A 20,736-nucleotide genomic window follows, 5' to 3' on the forward strand; every position below is an offset into this window, starting at 1 on the left:
AAGGCCTCTTGCATGTCCGATCCTCGCTATCAGATCGACGTCAGCGTCGTCACCCGCTTCCTGGCGGAACAATCCCAACCCGAACAGAACCGCTTTGCCTTTGCGTACACCGTCACGGTGAAGAACAACGGCCAAGTGCCCGCCAAGCTGCTGTCGCGTCACTGGGTGATCACCGACGGTGACGGCCATGTCGAGGAAGTGCGCGGTGCCGGCGTCATCGGCCAACAGCCCCTGATCGACAGCGGCGCCAGCCATACCTACAGCAGCGGCACCGTGATGACCTCCAAGGTCGGCACGATGCAAGGCAGCTACCAGATGCTTGCCGAAGACGGCAAACACTTCGACGCCATCATTGCTCCCTTCCGCCTGGCGGTGCCCGGAGCCCTGCACTGATGGCAACCTATGCTGTCGGCGACCTGCAAGGCTGCCTGGAGCCGCTCAAATGCCTGCTTGATCGCGTAGCCTTCGACCCGGCCAAGGATCGCCTGTGGCTGGTGGGTGACCTGGTCAACCGCGGCCCGCAATCCCTGGAGACCCTGCGCTTTCTTTATGGCCTGCGCGACTCCCTGGTCTGCGTGCTGGGCAACCACGACCTGCATCTGCTGGCGGCCGGCAATAACATCGAGCGTCTGAAAAAAGGCGACACCCTGCGGGAAATCCTCGAAGCCCCGGATCGCGCCGAATTGCTCGACTGGCTGCGCCGACAACCGCTCTTGCACTACGACGAGGGGCGCAATACCGCCTTGGTACATGCTGGCATTGCGCCGCAGTGGACCCTGAAAAAGGCCCTCAAGTGTGCCGCCGAGGTCGAAACCGTCCTGGCCGATGACACCCTGTTCGCCACTTATCTGGACGGCATGTACGGCAATGAGCCAGTGAAGTGGGATAACGATCTGACCGGCGTCGCCCGCCTGCGGGTCATTACCAACTACTTCACGCGCATGCGCTTCTGCACCGCCGAAGGCAAACTCGACCTCAAGAGCAAGGAAGGCGCCGACACCGCCTTGCCCGGCTACAAACCCTGGTTCGCCCACAAGGAGCGCAAGACCCGCGACACGAAGATCATCTTCGGGCACTGGGCCGCCCTCGAAGGTCACTGCGACGAACCCGGCGTATTCGCCCTCGACACCGGTTGCGTGTGGGGCGGGGCCATGACCCTGATGAACATCGACACCGGCGAGCGCCTGAGCTGCCAGTGTGAATCTCCCCTTCCCGTAACACTGCCCGCTGCCGCCAAGCGCTAGACGCCGCTTGCCGCACGCCCAAGGAGCCCGCCATGAGCGAATTCAAACGTATCCCTCCCGAACAAGCCCAGGCCCTGCGCGAGCAAGGCGCCGTAGTGGTGGATATCCGGGATCCCCAGACCTACGCCCTGAACCACATCAAGGGCGCACGGCATCTGGACAATCACAATATCGCCGACTTCATCCGCGCCGCCGACCTCGACGCACCCGTGATCGTGGCCTGCTATCACGGCAACTCCAGCCAGAGCGCGGCGGCCTACTTGGTCAGCCAGGGCTTCTCCGATGTCTACAGCCTGGACGGCGGCTTTGAGCTGTGGCGTACGATGTATCCTGCGGAAATTGCCACAGACGATTCGCAATAATTTTTTTAAACCCCGCTACCCCGCGTGACGCTTGGGCTCGCGCCGTTTCTGACGAACGGTGCGCCCAAACTAATTAGGCATCTCGCCTTGACCTCCCGGATTCCCAACTATCATTAAGCGCAGGCCATCCAAAACAGGGGAGAGCCGGTACACCGGCGTGCGGGTCATCGGTAGCGTTTCAGGGTGTTCTGGGGGGAAATGGCCACGGCAAGCGCCACTGGCTGCCAGCATCGACTGATTGATCCGGCGTCGGCTCCACGTATCGAGCGAGGTGACGACGTCATGAGTATTTTTAGCCACTTCCAACAACGCTTCGAGTCCACACAGCAGGAAGAGCTCACGCTGCAAGAGTATCTCGAGCTGTGCAAAAAGGACCGCAGTACCTACGCGTCTGCCGCCGAGCGCCTGCTACTGGCGATTGGTGAGCCGGAGCTGGTAGACACCTCCAATAATTCGCGACTATCGCGAATATTCTCCAACAAGGTCATCCGCCGCTACCCAGCCTTTGAAGACTTCCATGGCATGGAAGAATGCATCGACCAGATCGTCTCCTACTTCCGCCATGCCGCCCAGGGCCTGGAAGAGAAGAAACAGATCCTCTACCTGCTCGGCCCTGTGGGCGGCGGTAAATCCTCCCTGGCCGAAAAACTCAAGCAACTGATCGAAAAGGTGCCTTTCTACGCGATCAAGGGTTCCCCGGTATTCGAGTCGCCCCTGGGCCTGTTCAACGCCACGGAAGATGGCGCGATCCTCGAAGAAGACTTCGGCATTCCACGGCGCTATCTCAACACCATCATGTCGCCCTGGGCCACCAAGCGTCTGGCCGAGTTCGGCGGTGATATCAGCCAGTTCCGGGTGGTGAAGCTCTATCCATCTATTCTCAACCAGATCGGCGTCGCCAAGACCGAACCGGGGGATGAGAACAACCAGGATATTTCGGCGCTGGTGGGCAAGGTCGATATTCGCAAGCTGGAGGAGTTCCCGCAGAACGACGCGGACGCCTATAGCTACTCGGGCGCACTGTGCCGGGCCAACCAGGGCCTGATGGAGTTCGTGGAGATGTTCAAGGCGCCGATCAAGGTGCTGCACCCACTGCTCACCGCGACCCAGGAAGGCAACTACAACAGTACAGAAGGCCTGGGCGCGATTCCGTTTAGCGGCATCCTGCTGGCCCACTCCAACGAATCAGAATGGCACACCTTCCGCAACAACAAGAACAACGAAGCCTTCATCGACCGGATCTATATCGTCAAGGTGCCGTACTGCCTGCGGGTCAGCGATGAAATCAAGATCTACGACAAGCTGCTGTTCAACAGCTCCCTGGCCAAGGCCCATTGCGCACCCGACACCCTGAAGATGCTCGCCCAGTTCACCGTGCTGTCGCGCCTCAAGGAGCCGGAAAACTCGAATATCTATTCGAAAATGCGCGTCTACGACGGGGAAAACCTCAAGGACACCGATCCCAAGGCCAAGTCGATCCAGGAATACCGCGACACGGCAGGCGTCGATGAGGGCATGAACGGGCTGTCGACGCGCTTCGCCTTCAAGATCCTGTCCAAGGTCTTCAACTTCGACCCCCACGAGATCGCCGCCAACCCGGTGCACCTGCTCTATGTCCTGGAGCAACAGATCGAACAAGAGCAGTTCCAGGCTGAAACCCGCGAGCGCTACCTGCGTTTCCTCAAGGAGTACCTGGCGCCGCGCTATATCGAGTTCATCGGCAAGGAAATCCAGACCGCCTACCTGGAGTCCTACAGCGAATACGGCCAGAACATCTTCGACCGCTATGTGCTGTACGCAGACTTCTGGATCCAGGACCAGGAATACCGCGACCCGGAAACCGGCGAGATCCTCAATCGCGTAGCCCTCAACGAAGAACTGGAGAAGATCGAGAAACCGGCCGGCATCAGCAATCCGAAGGATTTCCGCAACGAAATCGTCAACTTCGTGTTGCGCGCCCGGGCCAACAACAATGGCAAGAACCCTACCTGGCTCAGCTACGAGAAGCTGCGGGTGGTCATCGAGAAGAAAATGTTCTCCAACACCGAGGATCTGCTGCCGGTCATCAGCTTCAACGCCAAGGCCAGCAAGGAGGATCAGCAAAAACACAACGACTTCGTCACACGAATGGTCGAGCGCGGCTACACCGACAAACAGGTACGGCTGCTCTCCGAGTGGTACCTGCGGGTTCGCAAATCGCAGTAAGGCAGCGACAGGCGTGCGCTGCCGGGCCTATGGCCTGGCAGCTGACCGCTTGTCTCTAAGCTTCCAGCTCGCGGCTTGAAGCTTGTAACGTGAAGCTGCCCGGAGGGCTCCCTATGAGCTATGTGATCGACCGACGCCTCAATGGCAAGAACAAGAGCACGGTAAACCGCCAGCGTTTCCTGCGGCGTTACCGTGACCACATCAAAAAGGCCGTCGAAGAGGCGGTGAGTCGCCGCTCCATTACCGATATGGAGCACGGCGAGCAGATCAGCATTCCCGGACGGGATATCGATGAGCCGGTGCTACATCACGGCCGCGGCGGTAAACAGACCGTGGTTCATCCGGGAAACAAGGAATTCACCTCCGGCGAACACATCCAGCGTCCTCAAGGCGGTGGCGGCGGCAAAGGCCCAGGCAAGGCCGGCAACTCCGGCGAAGGCATGGATGAGTTCGTGTTCCAGATTACCCAGGAGGAGTTCCTCGAATTCATGTTCGAGGACCTGGAGCTGCCCAACCTGGTCAAACGCAACCTGACCGGCACCGACACCTTCAAGACCGTACGCGCCGGCATCAGCAACGAGGGCAACCCCTCGCGCATCAATATCATCCGTACCCTGCGTTCAGCCCATGCCCGGCGTATCGCCCTATCTGGTAGCAGCCGCGCCAAACTCAAAGAGGCCAAGGAAGAACTGGCGCGATTGAAGCGCGAAGAGCCAGACAATTTCGGCGATATCCAGGAAATCGAAGCAGAAATCGAGAAACTCAGTGCGCGTATTCACCGCGTACCGTTTCTCGACACCTTCGACTTGAAATACAACCTGCTGGTCAAGCAACCCAACCCCAGCTCCAAGGCAGTGATGTTCTGCCTGATGGACGTTTCCGGCTCCATGACCCAGGCGACCAAGGACATCGCCAAGCGCTTCTTTATCCTGCTGTACCTGTTTCTCAAGCGTAACTACGACAAGATCGACGTGGTGTTTATCCGCCATCACACCAGTGCCCGCGAGGTCGACGAAGAAGAGTTTTTCTATTCACGGGAGACCGGCGGCACCATCGTGTCCAGTGCGCTGAAACTGATGCAGGAAATCATGGCCGAGCGTTATCCGGCCAACGAATGGAACATCTACGCGGCTCAGGCTTCCGACGGCGACAACTGGAACGACGACTCGCCCATCTGCCGCGACATCCTGATCAACCAGATCATGCCGTTCGTGCAGTACTACACTTATGTGGAGATTACCCCCCGCGAGCACCAGGCCCTGTGGTTTGAATACGAGCGCATCGGTGAAGCCTTCGCCGACACCTTCGCCCAGCAACAACTGGTCTCGGCCGGCGATATCTATCCGGTCTTCCGTGAACTCTTCCAGCGCAGGTTAGTGACATGACCGCCAAAGAGCATAAGCGCCAACCCATTTCCACGGGGTCCGAATGGACCTTCGAACTGATCCAGGCCTATGACCGGGAAATCAGCCGTATTGCGGCCGGATATGCCCTGGATACCTATCCCAACCAGATCGAAGTGATCACCGCCGAGCAAATGATGGATGCGTATGCCTCGGTGGGCATGCCCCTGGGCTACCACCATTGGTCCTACGGCAAGCACTTCCTCAGCACGGAGAAGTCCTACACCCGTGGCCAGATGGGGCTGGCCTATGAAATAGTGATCAACTCCGACCCGTGCATTGCCTACCTGATGGAAGAAAACACCATCTGTATGCAGGCCCTGGTGGTGGCCCACGCGTGCTATGGCCACAACAGCTTTTTCAAGGGCAACTATCTGTTCCGCACCTGGACCGACGCCAGTTCGATCATCGATTACCTGGTGTTCGCCAAGCAGTACATCATGCAGTGCGAGGAGCGCCACGGGATCGATGCGGTGGAAGACCTGCTCGACTCCTGCCATGCCTTGATGAACTACGGGGTAGACCGCTACAAGCGCCCCTATCCGATTTCCGCCGAGGAGGAACGGTTACGGCAGAAGGACCGGGAAGAGCATCTGCAAAAACAGATCAACGACCTGTGGCGCACCATCCCCAAACGCGCCGACAAGAATAGCGACAAGGACAATGCGCGCTTCCCCGTCGAGCCCCAGGAAAACATCCTGTACTTCCTGGAAAAACACGCCCCGCTGCTGGAGCCATGGCAACGGGAGATCGTGCGGATCGTGCGCAAGATCGCCCAGTACTTTTATCCGCAGCGCCAGACCCAGGTGATGAACGAAGGCTGGGCAACGTTCTGGCACTACACCCTGATGAACGACCTTTACGACGAAGGCCTGGTGACCGACGGCTTCATGATGGAGTTCCTCACCTCACATACCAGCGTGGTCTTCCAGCCAGGCTTCGACAGCCCCTACTACAGCGGCATCAACCCCTATGCCCTGGGCTTCGCCATGTACCGGGATATCCGGCGCATGTGCGAACACCCCACTGAGGAAGATCGCCGCTGGTTCCCGGAGATCGCCGGCAGTGACTGGCTATCGACCATCAAGTTCGCCATGAGCAGCTTCAAGGACGAGAGCTTCATCCTGCAGTATCTGTCACCCCAGGTGATTCGTGACCTCAAGCTGTTCAGCATTCTGGACGACGACCTCAAGGACGACCTTCTGGTACCTGCCATCCACGACGAAGCCGGCTACCGCACCATCCGCGAGACCCTGGCGGCCCAATACAACCTGGGCAACCGCGAGCCCAACGTGCAGATCTACAGCATCGATATGCGCGGTGATCGCTCCCTGACCCTGCGCCACCAGCAACACGACCGCAAACCCCTGGGAGAATCCACGGACGAAGTGCTCAAGCATCTGCACCGACTATGGGGCTTCGATATCCACCTGGAGACCCTGCAAGGCGATCAGGTCATGAAGACCCATCACGTGCCGCCGCGCAACGAACATAACGACAACGATTACGGCCGCCTGGACCTGGCCGTGGTTCACCTTTGACGCAGCAATGCCTCCATTGGCCGGCCGCAGGCGTTATCCTGTAGGGCTAATGGAGGCTTTTTCATGCAAATCTACAAAGTCGGTGGAGCGGTACGTGATCGCTTGCTCGGCATCCCCGTTACCGATATCGATCGGGTCGTAGTAGGCGCCACCACTGAAGAAATGCTCGCCCTGGGCTATCGCCCAGTGGGCTCTGACTTTCCGGTGTTCCTGGACCCAAAAAACAACGATGAGTACGCCCTCGCCCGCACCGAACGCAAAAGCGGTCGGGGTTATGGCGGCTTTGTGTTTCATGCCAGCCCCGAAGTCACCCTCGAACAAGACCTAATCCGCCGCGATCTGACTATCAACGCGATCGCCGAAGACGACGACGGCAACCTGACCGATCCGTACAACGGCCAGCGCGACCTGCAAGCAAGGGTACTGCGTCACGTTTCCCCGGCCTTCGCCGAAGATCCCCTGCGCGTACTGCGGGTCGCGCGGTTTGCCGCACGTTATGCCGGTCTCGGTTTCACTATCGCCCCCGAAACCCTGGAATTGATGCGTCAGCTCAGCGACTCCGGCGAACTGGAAGCCCTGACGCCGGAACGCAGCTGGAAGGAAATTTCCCGGGCCCTGATGGAAGATCAGCCACAGGTGTTTATCCAGGTGCTGCGCGACTGCCATGCCCTGAAAACCCTGCTACCGGAAGTGGATGCCCTGTTCGGTGTGCCCCAACCCGAAGCTCATCACCCTGAGATAGATACCGGCATCCACACCCTAAGCGTGCTGCAACAGGCGGCCCTCCACGCCCAACCCTTGACGGTGCGCTGGGCCTGCCTGCTGCATGACCTGGGCAAGGGCCTGACACCTGTGGATAAGTTGCCCCGGCATATTGCCCACGAGCAACGGGGCCTGAAACTGATCAAAGCCGTCAATGAGCGCTTCAAAGTGCCCAAGGATTGCCAGGAATTGGCGCTACTGGTCGGCGAGTATCACACCCATGGTCATCGGGCACTGGAGCTGAAGGCCTCGACCCTGCTGGAGTTGCTGCAGAGTTTTGATGTCTTCCGTCGACCACAGCGCTTTGAAGAGTTTGTCGTCGCCTGCGAAATGGACGCACGGGGTCGCAAGGGCCTTGAGCAGCGAAGTTATCCACAGGCGGATTACTTACGTCGCGCCGCGCAGGTGGCGCGGGCCGTGGCAGTGGCGCCGCTGCTGGAGAAGGGTTTCAAGGGCCCGGAGCTGGGCGAGGCGCTCAAGCGTGAACGGCTCAAGGCTCTGAAAGCCTACAAGGACCAACACTCACTGTAGGCGCTGGCGAGCCGGCTTCTACAGGTCTGGGGTGAGTGGGCGGCCACGCCATTCGAAGGCAACCGGTGCCAGTACCTGGTCGATTTGTGCATCCCGCCACAGCGCGGCAAATGTCTTGCCGACTTCAGGATGCACGCGTTCGGGTGCCATCAACGACAGCGGCCACAACACAAAGGCGTTTTTCAGGATTTCTGCCCGCGGCAACACCAACCCATCAAAATTACCGCTCAGGTCGCCATACAGCAGCACATCAATATCCAGGGGCAAACCCTTGCGATCCGGCGCATAGCGGCCATTGTCGGCCTCGATGGACTTCAGCCGGCGATCCAGTTCCATCAACGGCAAATCGGTGTACGCCGATACCACCAGATTGAAGAACGGCCCGCTCTTGATCCCCACCGGCTGACTTTCGAATACGGCAGAACAGCGCATATCGGTCAAAAAGCCATCCAACGCCTCAAGACCCGCCTGCAAACGGGCCTCGCGCTCGATATTGCTGCCAAGACCAAGGTAAACCTGAGTTAGCGACATCCGCGCTCGATCTCCACGCCCACGCCCTTGGCGGCCGGGACGGCACCGGGCTTGGTCAACTTGAGGTGCAGCCAGGGGATCTGGAATTCTTCCATCAAGACCTGCGCCAGGCGCTCGGCAAACGTTTCCACCAGCTGGAATTGCGCCTGCGCGGCAAAGGCCTGGATGCGCGTGGAAACACTGGCGTAGTCGAGGGCCAGGGTCAGGTCATCACCGGCTGCGGCCGGGCGATTGTCCCAGGCGAAACTCAGGTCCAGGCGCAGGCATTGACGGATACCTCGCTCCCAGTCGTAGGCCCCGATCACGGTGTCGACTTCCAGGCCTTCGATAAACACTCTGTCCAAGCACTCTTCTCCACAGCACGACAAGGGCGCAATGCCCCGTTAGAATCAAGGCGTCCTCGCCCGGAATAGTTAGCATGTCTTGGTTACTGGCGACCCTCGCCTACCTGCTCGGCTCGCTGTCCTTTGCCATCTTGCTCAGCCGCCTGACGGGAAATCCCGACCCGCGAATGAGTGGCTCGGGCAATGCCGGCGCCACCAATATGTTGCGCCTGGCCGGCAAAAAGCTCGCCGTACTGACGTTGTTCGGCGACGTATGCAAAGGCCTGTTGCCCGTGCTGATCGCCGACCTCGCCGGCCTCTCCCTGCAACAACAAGCCTGGATCGGCGTGTGTGCCGTGCTCGGCCATCTGTTCCCGCTGTACTTTCGCTTTCGCGGTGGCAAGGGCGTCGCGACGGCCGCCGGCATGCTACTGGGGATCTACCCTCCAGCGGCGCTGCTGGCCATTGCCGCCTGGCTGCTGACGTTCTACCTGACCCGCACCAGCTCCCTCGCCGCATTGATCGCCACCCCCCTGACCCTGCCATTGCTGGCCTGGCAGGAGCCGGCTGCCCTGCTGCCGATGAGCGTACTCACCCTGCTGATTGTATGGCGCCATCGCGGCAATTTACGCGACCTGTTTGCCGGGCGCGAACGGCATTTTTAAATACGCCCGGTGAACCCGACTCATGTTCGTCGATCACAACGGCGGCAGTTGCTCCATCGGCCAACGCGCCTGCACGCTGATGGCCAGGCTCTCATGCTGGCCCGCCTGCAAGCGCTGGCAACCGGCGAAGGCGATCATCGCGCCGTTATCGGTGCAGAACTCAGGGCGCGCGTAAAACACATCGCCCTTGAGGTCGCCGAGCATTTTTTCCAGTGACAAACGCAATGCCTTGTTCGCGCTGACGCCTCCAGCGATGACCAGGCGCTTCATGCCGGCCTGCTTCAGGGCACGCTTGCACTTGATGGTCAAAGTCTCCACCACCGCCTGCTGGAACGCCAGAGAGATGTCGCAACGGGCTTGCTCGCTGTCGTCCCCGGCGCTGACGCTTTGCTGCCAGGTGTTCAAGGCGAAGGTTTTCAAGCCACTGAAACTGAACATCAGGCCTGGGCGATCACACATCGGACGCGGGAAGGTATAGCGCCCCGCCACGCCTTTTTCCGCCAGGCGCGCGATTTCCGGACCACCGGGATAATTGAGGCCCATCATCTTGGCGGTCTTGTCGAAAGCTTCACCGGCGGCATCGTCCAGGGTCTCCCCCAGAAGCGTGTACTGGCCGATTGCATCGACCTGAACCAGCTGCGTATGGCCACCGGAAACCAACAAAGCGACGAACGGGAACCCAGGAGGGTTTTCTTCCAGCATCGGCGCCAGTAAATGGCCTTCCATATGGTGCACGCCAAGGGCTGGAATACCCCAGGCAAACGCCAGCGCCTGGGCGCAGGAAGCCCCAACCAGCAGGGCCCCGACCAATCCAGGGCCGGCGGTATAAGCGATGGCATCGATCTCGGTGGCGACGCAGTCGGCCTCGTCCAGCACCTGTCGAATCAATGGCAGCATGCGTTTGACGTGATCACGGCTAGCGAGCTCCGGCACCACCCCGCCATAGGCCCGATGCAGATCGATCTGACTGAACAGCGCATCGGCCAAAAGCCCGCGTTCACTGTCGTAAAGCGCGACGCCGGTCTCGTCGCAGGAGGTTTCTAAGCCCAGTACTAACATGGGTTTGCGCCTTGTAGAGGCTGAATTCGAAGGCGCGCATAATAGTCGCCACGTCCCCTCCCGACTAGCGGTTTTCGATCAGAGGCTTTGCATTCCGGGCAATGAGGGGTTAACATCCGCAACCCTTAAAAACCGACGACCTCAGCCGCGAATTTTTTGCGACGAGAACGTTGATTCCCGGTAATGAAAGAAGGTAGCTCTGGATGCCAGCCGTCAAAGTAAAAGAGAACGAACCCTTCGACGTAGCTCTGCGTCGTTTCAAGCGCTCCTGCGAAAAAGCCGGTGTTCTGGCTGAAGTTCGTAGCCGCGAATTTTATGAGAAGCCAACTTCTGAGCGTAAGCGTAAAGCAGCAGCCGCTGTTAAGCGTCACGCCAAGAAAGTTCAGCGCGAACAGCGCCGCGCCGTTCGTCTGTACTAATACACAGACGTTCGTAGCAAGCTTCTGCCAAGCCCGGCCCTCAGCCGGGCTGTTGGCATTTGCGGATATCGCTTGATGCTTCACCGTCGACGCCGCACATGCGACCGAGACAAAGCTTCACACGTCAGGACTGGCTCTTTTGCCAGCGGTGCACGTCTCTTCTGACGAGCCTATCAAGGCTACTGACGAGCACACCCATTTTCCAAGCAGGCGATCAATAGGTCGACTGTGCCCCACGATGAGCTTCCGAGGCCGCCATTGGCCGTGACCGGACTCCAGGGCAACGCTTTCAAACACGTCGAAGACTGATTGGAACTAACGTCAGTGAACGCTCGACAGATACACTTCCTGGCAGCCCAAGCAGACAATCGATGATCAAGCCGCCGCCATGCGCGTCTTGAGTGCGTCACGGGCCCTCATTTACACGCAGTGATGACGAGAACGCCATGGCCGGGCTAATTCCCCAGAGCTTTATTGACGACCTTCTGAACCGCACCGACATCGTCGATGTTGTCAGCTCGCGCGTGCAAATGAAAAAGGCTGGCAAGAACTACACCGCCTGCTGCCCGTTCCATAAAGAAAAGACCCCATCGTTCAGCGTCAGCCCCGACAAGCAGTTCTACTACTGCTTCGGCTGCGGCGCAGGCGGCAATGCCCTGGGCTTTATCATGGACCACGACAACCTGGACTTCCCCCAGGCCGTCGAGGAACTGGCTAAAGCCGCCGGCATGGAAATCCCCCGCGAAGAAAGTGGCCGGCCGCACAAACCGCGCCAGCCTACCGACTCGCCGCTGTACCCACTGCTCACCGCCGCCGCCGAGTTCTACCGCCAGGCCCTGAAAAGCCACCCACAGCGCAAAGCCGCCGTGAACTACCTCAAGGGCCGCGGCCTGACCGGGGAAATCGCCCGCGACTTCGGCCTGGGCTTCGCCCCGCCGGGCTGGGACAACCTGTACAAGCACCTGAGCAGCGACACCCTGCAGCAAAAGGCCATGATCGACGCCGGCCTACTGGTGGAAAACGCCGAGACCGGCAAGCGCTATGATCGCTTTCGCGACCGCGTGATGTTCCCGATCCGCGACAGCCGTGGCCGCATCATCGCCTTCGGCGGACGGGTACTGGGTGACGACAAGCCCAAATACCTCAACTCCCCGGAAACCCCGGTGTTTCACAAGGGCCAGGAACTCTACGGCCTGTTTGAAGCGCGCAAGAACAACCGCAACCTCGATGAAATCATCGTGGTTGAAGGCTACATGGACGTTATCGCCCTGGCCCAGCAAGGCCTGCGCAATGCCGTGGCAACCCTCGGCACCGCCACCAGCGAAGAGCACATGAAGCGCCTGTTTCGCGTGGTGCCCAGTGTGCTGTTCTGTTTCGACGGCGACCAGGCCGGACGCAATGCGGCCTGGCGCGCCCTCGAAGCCACCCTCTCGAGCCTGCAGGATGGGCGCCGCGCGCGCTTTCTATTCCTGCCCGAAGGCGAAGACCCGGATACCCTGGTGCGCTCCGAAGGTACCGATGCGTTTCGCGCGCGCATCCACCAGCACGCACAACCGCTGGCCGATTACTTTTTCCAGCAATTGACCGAAGAAGCCGACCCGCGCTCCCTCGAAGGCAAGGCCCATATGGCTACCCTCGCGGCACCGCTGATCGACAAGGTCCCCGGCGCCAACCTCAAGGCCCTGATGCGCCAGCGCCTGCTGGAGATCACCGGCCTGAGCGGCGAGGCGGTCAGCCAGCTGGTGCACAGCGCGCCCCAGGAGGCGCCACCAGCCTACGACCCGGGCTTCGACTACGACGCCATGCCGGACTACGCTGACTTTCACCAGCCTCAAGAGCCCTTTGTGCCTCAACAGGACTGGACGCCGAAGAAACCCGGCGCCGGCGGCAAGAAATGGGACAAGAAACCCTGGAGCAAAAACGGCAAGCATGGCGACCGCGACGAGGCTTACGCCCCGCGGACACCGGTGGCCGTAGAAGCGCCGACGCTGATTGCCCTGCGCACCCTGATCCACCACCCGCAATTGGCGGGTCGAGTGGAAAGCGCCGAACATTTTGCCAACGAGAGCAACACCTACGCTCAGGTGCTGATTGCCCTGATCGAGGCCGTACAAAAAAATCCTAAGCTAAACTCAATCCAGCTGATGGCCCGCTGGCATGGCACAGAGCAAGGACGTCTTTTGAAAGCACTCGCAGAAAAGGAGTGGTTAATTGACGGCGATAACCTTGAACAACAGTTTTTAGACACCATTACTAGGTTATCCGCGGGTCAGCACACGCAGACCCTCGACGAACTTATCAAGAAAGCAAGGCAGCCAGGATTGTCGGCTGAAGAGCAAATTCAGATAGCAAAGCAGATGCGCGACCTCTTAAAACAGAATGTTTCCGCATCAAACCCGACCTCAGCTGGCGTGTGAGGTCATAGCTCGGGTATAATCCTCGGCTTGTTTTTTGCCCGCCAAGACCTTCAGTGGATAGGGTGTTATGTCCGGAAAAGCGCAACAGCAGTCTCGTATCAAAGAGTTGATCGTCCTTGGTCGTGAGCAGGGTTACCTGACTTACGCGGAGGTCAACGACCACCTGCCGGAGGATATTTCAGATCCGGAACAGGTGGAAGACATCATCCGCATGATTAACGACATGGGGATCAACGTATTCGAAGCTGCGCCAGATAAGGATTCTCTTATGCTGGCGGACGCCGATACCGACGAGGCCGCCGCTGAAGAAGCTGCTGCCGCGCTGGCTGCAGTGGAGACCGATATCGGTCGCACCACCGACCCTGTGCGCATGTATATGCGTGAAATGGGTACGGTTGAGCTGCTGACACGCGAAGGCGAAATCGAAATCGCCAAGCGTATCGAAGAGGGCATCCGCGAAGTGATGGGCGCAATTGCGCACTTCCCCGGCACGGTTGACCACATTCTCTCCGAGTACACCCGCGTTACCACCGAAGGTGGCCGCCTGTCCGACGTCCTGAGCGGTTATATCGACCCGGACGATGGCATTACGCCGCCTGCTGCCGAAATACCGCCGCCTGTCGACCCGAAAGCCGTGAAAGCGGACGACGAAACCGACGACGACGAGGCTGAAGCCAGCACCGACGACGAAGAAGAAGTCGAAAGCGGCCCGGATCCAATCATCGCAGCCCAGCGCTTTGGCGCGGTCTCCGACCAGATGGAACTGGCGCGCAAGGCCCTGAAGAAGCACGGTCGTGGCAGCAAGCAGGCTACCGCCGAACTGCTGGCCCTGGCTGAGCTGTTCATGCCGATCAAACTGGTGCCGAAGCAATTCGAAGGTCTGGTTGAGCGGGTTCGTAGCGCCCTTGAGCGTCTGCGTGCACAAGAGCGGGCGATCATGCAGCTCTGTGTCCGTGATGCGCGCATGCCGCGTGCCGACTTCCTGCGCCAGTTCCCGGGCAATGAAGTTGACGAAAGCTGGACCGACGCACTGGCCAAGGGCAAAAGCAAATACGCTGAAGCCATTGGTCGCTTCCAGGCCGACATCGTTCGTTGCCAGCAGAAGCTGACTGCATTGCAGACCGAAACCGGTCTGACGATTGCCGAGATCAAGGACATCAACCGTCGCATGTCGATCGGCGAGGCCAAGGCCCGTCGCGCGAAGAAAGAGATGGTTGAAGCGAACTTGCGTCTGGTGATCTCCATCGCCAAGAAGTACACCAACCGTGGCTTGCAGTTCCTCGACCTGATCCAGGAAGGCAACATCGGCTTGATGAAGGCTGTGGACAAGTTCGAATACCGTCGCGGCTACAAGTTCTCGACTTATGCCACCTGGTGGATCCGTCAGGCGATCACTCGCTCGATCGCCGACCAGGCCCGCACCATCCGTATTCCGGTGCACATGATCGAGACCATCAACAAGCTCAACCGTATTTCCCGGCAGATGTTGCAGGAAATGGGTCGCGAACCGACCCCGGAAGAGCTGGGCGAACGCATGGAAATGCCTGAGGATAAAATCCGCAAGGTATTGAAGATCGCTAAAGAGCCGATCTCCATGGAAACCCCGATTGGTGATGACGAAGACTCCCATCTGGGTGACTTCATCGAAGACTCGACCATGCAGTCGCCAATCGATGTCGCCACCGTTGAGAGCCTTAAAGAAGCGACGCGCGACGTACTGTCCGGCCTCACTGCTCGTGAAGCCAAGGTACTGCGCATGCGTTTCGGCATCGACATGAATACCGACCACACCCTTGAGGAAGTCGGTAAGCAGTTTGACGTGACCCGCGAGCGGATCCGTCAGATCGAAGCCAAGGCGCTGCGCAAGTTGCGCCACCCGACGAGAAGCGAGCATTTGCGCTCCTTCCTCGACGAGTGATCACAAAACCCCCAGGCCCAGGCCTGGGGGTTTTGCTTTGTGCAGATTAAATCCTCCCCGCTTTACCTCCCCCCGCAATGCCCGTCTACACTCGAAATATTCCCCGTGCCATAACGAGACCGTTATGCCCAGACTGCCGACCGTGCTACTGCTGTCGCTGCTGACCTGGACCGCAACGGCTGGCGCGTTGACTCTCACTGATGAAGAGCATGGCTGGTTGGCGGACCACCCGGAGTTGCGCCTGGGCGTTGACGCATCGTGGCCTCCATTTGAATATCGCGACGAAGAAGGCCGCTATCAGGGCCTGGCCGCTGACTATGTACGACTGATCCAGGAGCGCCTGGGCATCAAGGTCAGGTTGATCGAGCCTGCCAACTGGAGCGCACTGCTGGAGCAGGCCAAGAACAATCAGCTCGACCTGTTACCGGGCATCATGTCCACCCCGGAGCGCCAGGGTTTCCTGGCATTTTCCAGGCCTTACCTCGACTTCCCCATCGTCATTCTTGCCCACGAAGGCGGCGCCCAGCCCCGTTCCCTCAAGGACCTGTATGGACTGAAGATCGCCGTGGTGGAGAACTATGCCCCCCACGAATTGCTGCGCACCCACCACCCCGACCTGAACCTGGTGGCGATGCCCAACGTCAGCTCGACCTTGCAGGCCCTGGCCACCGATGAGGTGGACGCCGTCGTCGGCGACCTGGCCTCCAGTGTGTGGAGCCTGCGCCAGCTTAAGCTCGACGGTTTGTACGTTAGTGGCGAAACGCCTTATCGCTACCAACTGGCAATGGGCGTACCCCGCGAGAACAAAATGTTGATCGGCATCCTCGACAAGGTGCTCGCCGACCTCAGCCCCAGCGAAATCAACGAAATCCAGGAACACTGGGTCGGCAATGTCATCGATCACCGAGCCTTCTGGACCGATCTGCTGCTCTACGGCCTACCTGCCGTGCTGCTGTTGAGTACCGTGCTGGCCATCGTGATTCGGATCAATCGCCGGCTCAGCTCGGAAATTTCCCGCAGGGTGGCCCTGGAACAGGAGCTGCGCAGCAGCGAGTACCATTACCGGGGATTGGTGGAAAGCCTGTCAGCCATCGCGTGGGAAGCAGACATCAGCGATTTCACCTACAGCTACGTGTCGCCCCATGCCGAGGAGTTGCTGGGCTATCCACGGGCGCACTGGCTGATCCCCGGCTTCTGGCGCAACATCATCCACCCTGCCGACCTGACCCGTGCCGACAGCTTCTGCCAGCGGGAAACCCGCGCCAACCGCGACCACAGCATTGACTACCGGGTGATCACCGCCGATGGCCGTTGCTTGTGGGTCAGGGACATTGTCAGCCTGATCAAGCATGGGCATGAGCCGGTCATGCGCGGCCTGATGATCGATATCAGCGAGGCCAAGCGCACCGAGGAAGCGCTGCAGCTTTCGCAGGAGAAGTTCGCCTCGGTGTTCCAGCAATGTCCGGACATACTGGTGATCGCCCGCCTGTCCGATGGCTGCCTGCTGGAGGTCAACAAGGCATTCGAGGACCAGATTGGCCTGAGCGCCGCAGACGTGGTCGGTAAAACCGCCACCGAGCTGAACATCTGGGGCATCCAGGGTGTAGGCCCCAACCTGCTCAAGCGGGTGCAGACTACCAGCATCCGCAACCTGGAGATGCCGTTCCTGCGCAGCAATGGCCAGGCGTTCACCGGGCTGATCTCTGCCGAACCCTTCCAGCTCGATGCGACCGAAGCGTTGGTGGTGGTCGTGCGGGACATCACCCAACTGAAGGAAACCCAGCAACTGCTGCAGACTTCCGAAGAAAAGTTCGCCAAGGCCTTTCACGCCTCGCCCGACGGCTTACTGCTGACGCGCCAGCACGACGGCCTGCTGCTGGAGGTCAATGAAGGCTTTAGCCGCATCACCGGCTTCAACAGTGCGATGTCCCTGGACCAATCGACCCTGGACCTGGGCATCTGGGTGGACTTGAACGAGCGCAAGCACATGCTTGACCTGCTACAACGCGACGGCCTGGTGCGCGACTTCGTCTGCCATATCCGGCGCAATGATGGCCAGATTCGCCTGTGCGAGGTATCCAGTCGCCCGCTGCCCATTGGGGATGACGACTGCATGCTGACCATCGCCCGCGACATTACCGAACGTCAGTTGATGCAGGAAAAACTGCAACAGGCCGCGACGGTTTTCGAAAGCACTGCCGAAGGCGTGTTGATCACCGATACCCGGCAGAACATCAGCGCGGTCAACCGCGCCTTCAGCGAAATCACCGGCTACAGCGAAGCCGAAGCTCTCGGCCATACCCCGCGCCTGCTCGCTTCCGGCCTGCACGACAGCGCGTTCTACGCCGCCATGTGGCATCAACTGACTGCCAACGGCCACTGGCAAGGCGAAATCTCCAACCGGCGCAAGAACGGCGAGCTGTATCCCAGCTGGCTGACGATCAACGCCGTGCGCAACCTCGAGCAGTCAATCACCCACTTCGTGGCAGTATTTGCCGACATCTCCAGCCTCAAGCACGCCCAGGCGCGGCTCGACTACCAGGCGCACCACGACCCGCTCACCGGCCTGCCCAACCGCACGCTGTTTGAAAATCGCCTGCAAACCGCCCTCAACAACCAACAGGAAACCGGCAGCCAGGGCGCGGTGCTGTTTCTCGACCTCGACCGCTTCAAACACATCAACGACAGCCTCGGCCACCCGATTGGCGACTTGCTGCTCAAGGACATCGCGGTGCGCCTCAAGGAACAACTGCGCGATATCGACACCGTAGCGCGCCTGGGCGGTGACGAATTCATCATCCTGCTGCCCGGCCTGCAACAAGCCAGCGACGCCCAGCACCTGGCCAATAAACTGCTGGCCTGCTTCACCCTGCCCTTCCAGGCGGGCGAGCACGAGTTCTTTATCAGCGCCAGCATCGGCACCAGTTTCTATCCGCAGGATGGGATCGACGTCGCCACCCTGGTAAAAAACGCCGATGCCGCCATGTACCGCTCCAAGGCCAAGGGCCGCAATCGGGTTGAACGCTACACCCAGGACCTCACCGCCCAGGCCAATGAGCGCGTCGCCCTCGAACACGAACTGCGCCGGGCCATAGAGCGCGATGAGCTGTTTCTGTACTACCAACCAAAGCTGAGCCTGGACACCCAACAACTGATCGGCGCCGAAGCCCTGATCCGCTGGCGCCATCCCACCTTTGGCGACGTACCTCCCGAACACTTCATCGCCCTGGCCGAAGAGAACGGCATGATCCTGCAAATCGGCGACTGGGTCCTGGAGCAGGCTTGCAGGCAACTGCATCAGTGGCGCAAGTGCTACGACGACTTCGGCCCCCTCTCCGTCAACCTCGCCGGGGCCCAACTGCGCCACCCCAACCTGTTGGGGCGCATCGAGCAACTGCTGCGCGACAACCGTCTGGAACCGGACTGCCTGCAACTGGAGATCACCGAAAACTTCATCATGAGCCAGGCCGAAGAAGCCCTGGAAGTACTGCATAAACTCAAGCACCTGGGCGTACAACTGGCCATCGACGACTTCGGCACGGGCTATTCATCCTTGAGCTACCTCAAGCGCCTGCCCCTGGACTTCCTGAAAATCGACCAGTCCTTCGTCCGCGGCCTACCGGACGATCCCCACGACGCCGCCATCGTGCGCGCCATCATCGCCCTGGGCCACAGCATGCAATTCACCATCATCGCCGAAGGCGTGGAAACCCCCGCCCAGCAAGCCTTCCTCGCCGACGAAGGCTGCGAACAAATGCAAGGCTACATCGTCAGCCTGCCCCTGCCTCCCGAGATCTTCGCCGCGACCTTCCTTCACATGACCCATTCGGATTTTTCGGATAGCACAGTGGAGAAACCATCGTTATAATCCGCGACCTACTGAGGGCCTATAGCTCAGTTGGTTAGAGCAGGGGACTCATAATCCCTTGGTCGTAGGTTCGAGTCCTACTGGGCCCACCAAATTGAAAGCCGCGCACTGCGCGGCTTTTTTGTTTCTGGAGGCTGGAAATCCAAGAGGCTGGCCGCTAACTCTCAGGGCCCACATTCAGCGCGCCGGGCATACATACCGCCAAGCCATGGAGAGGCCTGACTACTGGGACACACCAACATATTCGTCCCTCCACTTTGCGAAGTCGGAGCGAGTCTTATAAATAACGCCATCAACTATATAAGCCCCTCTGGCAACTTCGCCAGGAAAATCAATAATAAACGCAAACCTTAAGCTATAGCTTTCTGACGATTGATGGCGATATCTCTCTTCTTCAGAAAGATCCATAATGTATTTTTTATTTTCACCAGGTCTTTTTTTTGAAAACGATTCCCAGTCGATGGCAACTCCATCTGGATTAATTATTCGATACCTTTCTGGCTGACTATCAACATCCCACATAATAAACGCACCATTCGGACCGTCAGCAACATTGCGAACAATACCAATCACATCTGGCCGCAAAATATTATTGTTTGCCTTATTCTTCGGCTCCAGCAGTGTAAACCTATGATAATCACTAAAAATCTCAACCAATGCTTTAGTACTCATGACGGACTCCATCAATTAAACTTTTAAACTTGAGTCTAAAATGCACCTCCCCCCCAACAACTGTGAAAACTAACAGGGCGCAATAATTATTTTGAATATTTGCCATAACCCTCAGGAATTACGACTTTGAATATTCCTGGTGCACTCGCCGCTGAATAATTTTCGGGGTAGCGCACGCACAGGACTCGAAGATCTTTTTTGATCCAGTCGGCCAACGCGTTAACGAATGCTCCCCCCGTGAAATATGAGCCTGTAACATGCCCCAACCGCCACCCGCATCGGAGCCGCACTTGTCTACCCCCCGCCCGCCCCTCCTCGATGAAATCGACCGCCAACTAATCGCCGCCTTACAGCTCAACGCCCGCGAAAGCGTGGCGATGCTCGCCCGACAATTGGGGATTGCCCGTACCACCGTGACCTCGCGCCTGGCGCGCCTGGAAAAGACCCAGGTGATTACCGGCTACGGCGTGCGCCTTGGCCAGCGTGTGGTGGATGGTGGGTTGCAGGCGTATGTGGGGATCACGGTGCAACCGCGTTCAGGCAAGGAAGTGCTGCGTCGGCTCAGCGCCATGGCCCAGGTCCAGCAGTTGTGTGCGGTCAGTGGTGAGTTTGATTATGTGGCCTGGCTGCGCACCGATTCGCCGGAGCAACTTGATCAACTGCTGGACCAAATCGGCAGTGTCGATGGGGTAGAAAAGACCACCACCTCGATCATCCTCAGCAACAAATTGGATCGCGGGCAGCCAATCTGACCGCCATTTTCGTCACTTCGACTAAAAACAATCCAAAACGACGACACTTTGCGTCTTATTAACG

At 59.1% G+C, this 20,736-nt stretch carries 17 protein-coding genes and 1 tRNA gene; 14 read left to right on the top strand and 4 right to left on the bottom strand.

Annotated elements, in window-relative coordinates; translation table 11 throughout:
* Positions 1–12: 12 nt before the first annotated feature.
* From apaG to ACSSVH_RS23780, 7 genes are all read left to right on the top strand, one after another.
* On the top strand, positions 13–393 hold the full coding sequence (apaG, locus tag ACSSVH_RS23750) for a Co2+/Mg2+ efflux protein ApaG (RefSeq protein WP_076962233.1): 381 nt from the start codon (positions 13–15) through the stop codon (positions 391–393).
* On the top strand, positions 393–1,244 hold the full coding sequence (locus ACSSVH_RS23755) for a symmetrical bis(5'-nucleosyl)-tetraphosphatase (protein WP_169953811.1): 852 nt from the start codon (positions 393–395) through the stop codon (positions 1,242–1,244). The genes apaG and ACSSVH_RS23755 overlap by 1 nt, the downstream gene beginning before the upstream one ends.
* A gap of 32 nt (positions 1,245–1,276) precedes the next feature.
* The gene (gene glpE / locus ACSSVH_RS23760) at positions 1,277–1,606 is read left to right on the top strand and encodes a thiosulfate sulfurtransferase GlpE (RefSeq protein ID WP_492633810.1); all 330 of its coding nucleotides are present in this window, start codon (positions 1,277–1,279) and stop codon (positions 1,604–1,606) included.
* Positions 1,607–1,888: 282 nt separating this feature from the next.
* A complete protein-coding gene (locus ACSSVH_RS23765) occupies positions 1,889–3,811 on the top strand; it encodes a PrkA family serine protein kinase (protein ID WP_492633811.1) in 1,923 nt (640 codons plus the stop codon).
* A 113-nt stretch (positions 3,812–3,924) separates the two neighbouring features.
* Positions 3,925–5,196: a YeaH/YhbH family protein gene (locus ACSSVH_RS23770; protein WP_169953806.1), complete on the top strand. Its 1,272-nt coding sequence runs from the start codon at positions 3,925–3,927 to the stop codon at positions 5,194–5,196.
* On the top strand, positions 5,193–6,755 hold the full coding sequence (locus ACSSVH_RS23775) for a SpoVR family protein (protein WP_169953804.1): 1,563 nt from the start codon (positions 5,193–5,195) through the stop codon (positions 6,753–6,755). The genes ACSSVH_RS23770 and ACSSVH_RS23775 overlap by 4 nt, the downstream gene beginning before the upstream one ends.
* Positions 6,756–6,818: 63 nt before the next feature.
* On the top strand, positions 6,819–8,048 hold the full coding sequence (locus tag ACSSVH_RS23780; protein WP_492633812.1) for a multifunctional CCA addition/repair protein: 1,230 nt from the start codon (positions 6,819–6,821) through the stop codon (positions 8,046–8,048).
* Positions 8,049–8,066: 18 nt separating this feature from the next.
* Here the strand turns inward: ACSSVH_RS23780 and folK are convergent, their stop codons facing one another.
* Together folK and folB are read right to left on the bottom strand one after the other, a co-directional pair.
* Positions 8,067–8,579 (bottom strand): 2-amino-4-hydroxy-6-hydroxymethyldihydropteridine diphosphokinase, encoded by a 513-nt coding sequence (folK, locus tag ACSSVH_RS23785; protein WP_169953800.1) that lies wholly within the window; start codon positions 8,577–8,579, stop codon positions 8,067–8,069.
* A complete protein-coding gene (gene folB / locus ACSSVH_RS23790; RefSeq protein ID WP_029296829.1) occupies positions 8,570–8,923 on the bottom strand; it encodes a dihydroneopterin aldolase in 354 nt (117 codons plus the stop codon). Before folB ends, folK begins: the two co-directional genes overlap by 10 nt.
* Before the next feature lie 74 nt (positions 8,924–8,997).
* Between folB and plsY the strand changes: the two genes are divergently transcribed.
* Positions 8,998–9,567, top strand: coding sequence for a glycerol-3-phosphate 1-O-acyltransferase PlsY (gene plsY / locus ACSSVH_RS23795; protein ID WP_029296831.1), 570 nt, complete (start codon positions 8,998–9,000; stop codon positions 9,565–9,567).
* 33 nt (positions 9,568–9,600) lie between these two features.
* Here plsY and tsaD read toward each other — a convergent pair whose 3' ends face one another.
* The gene (gene tsaD, locus ACSSVH_RS23800; RefSeq protein ID WP_169953798.1) at positions 9,601–10,626 is read right to left on the bottom strand and encodes a tRNA (adenosine(37)-N6)-threonylcarbamoyltransferase complex transferase subunit TsaD; all 1,026 of its coding nucleotides are present in this window, start codon (positions 10,624–10,626) and stop codon (positions 9,601–9,603) included.
* Positions 10,627–10,829: 203 nt separating this feature from the next.
* Between tsaD and rpsU the strand changes: the two genes are divergently transcribed.
* From rpsU to ACSSVH_RS23825, 5 genes are all read left to right on the top strand, one after another.
* Positions 10,830–11,045, top strand: coding sequence for a 30S ribosomal protein S21 (rpsU, locus tag ACSSVH_RS23805; protein WP_002551877.1), 216 nt, complete (start codon positions 10,830–10,832; stop codon positions 11,043–11,045).
* A gap of 446 nt (positions 11,046–11,491) precedes the next feature.
* Positions 11,492–13,462: a DNA primase gene (dnaG, locus tag ACSSVH_RS23810; protein WP_492633813.1), complete on the top strand. Its 1,971-nt coding sequence runs from the start codon at positions 11,492–11,494 to the stop codon at positions 13,460–13,462.
* Between the two features lie 67 nt (positions 13,463–13,529).
* A complete protein-coding gene (gene rpoD / locus ACSSVH_RS23815) occupies positions 13,530–15,380 on the top strand; it encodes an RNA polymerase sigma factor RpoD (RefSeq protein WP_169953793.1) in 1,851 nt (616 codons plus the stop codon).
* A 124-nt stretch (positions 15,381–15,504) separates the two neighbouring features.
* Positions 15,505–19,248 carry an EAL domain-containing protein gene (locus ACSSVH_RS23820; protein WP_492633814.1) on the top strand — a complete coding sequence of 1,248 codons (3,744 nt, stop codon included), beginning with the start codon at positions 15,505–15,507 and terminating at the stop codon, positions 19,246–19,248.
* 15 nt (positions 19,249–19,263) lie between these two features.
* A tRNA-Ile gene (locus ACSSVH_RS23825) sits at positions 19,264–19,340 on the top strand.
* Positions 19,341–19,470: 130 nt separating this feature from the next.
* Here ACSSVH_RS23825 and ACSSVH_RS23830 read toward each other — a convergent pair.
* Complete coding sequence (locus tag ACSSVH_RS23830) at positions 19,471–19,920, bottom strand: hypothetical protein (protein WP_492633815.1); 450 nt, start codon at positions 19,918–19,920, stop codon at positions 19,471–19,473.
* Between the two features lie 257 nt (positions 19,921–20,177).
* On the opposite strand from ACSSVH_RS23830, the gene ACSSVH_RS23835 reads away from it, so the two are divergent.
* Positions 20,178–20,672, top strand: coding sequence for an Lrp/AsnC family transcriptional regulator (locus ACSSVH_RS23835; RefSeq protein WP_170042218.1), 495 nt, complete (start codon positions 20,178–20,180; stop codon positions 20,670–20,672).
* Positions 20,673–20,736 lie beyond the last annotated feature (64 nt).

The organism is Pseudomonas sp. HC1(2025), assembly GCF_058742075.1.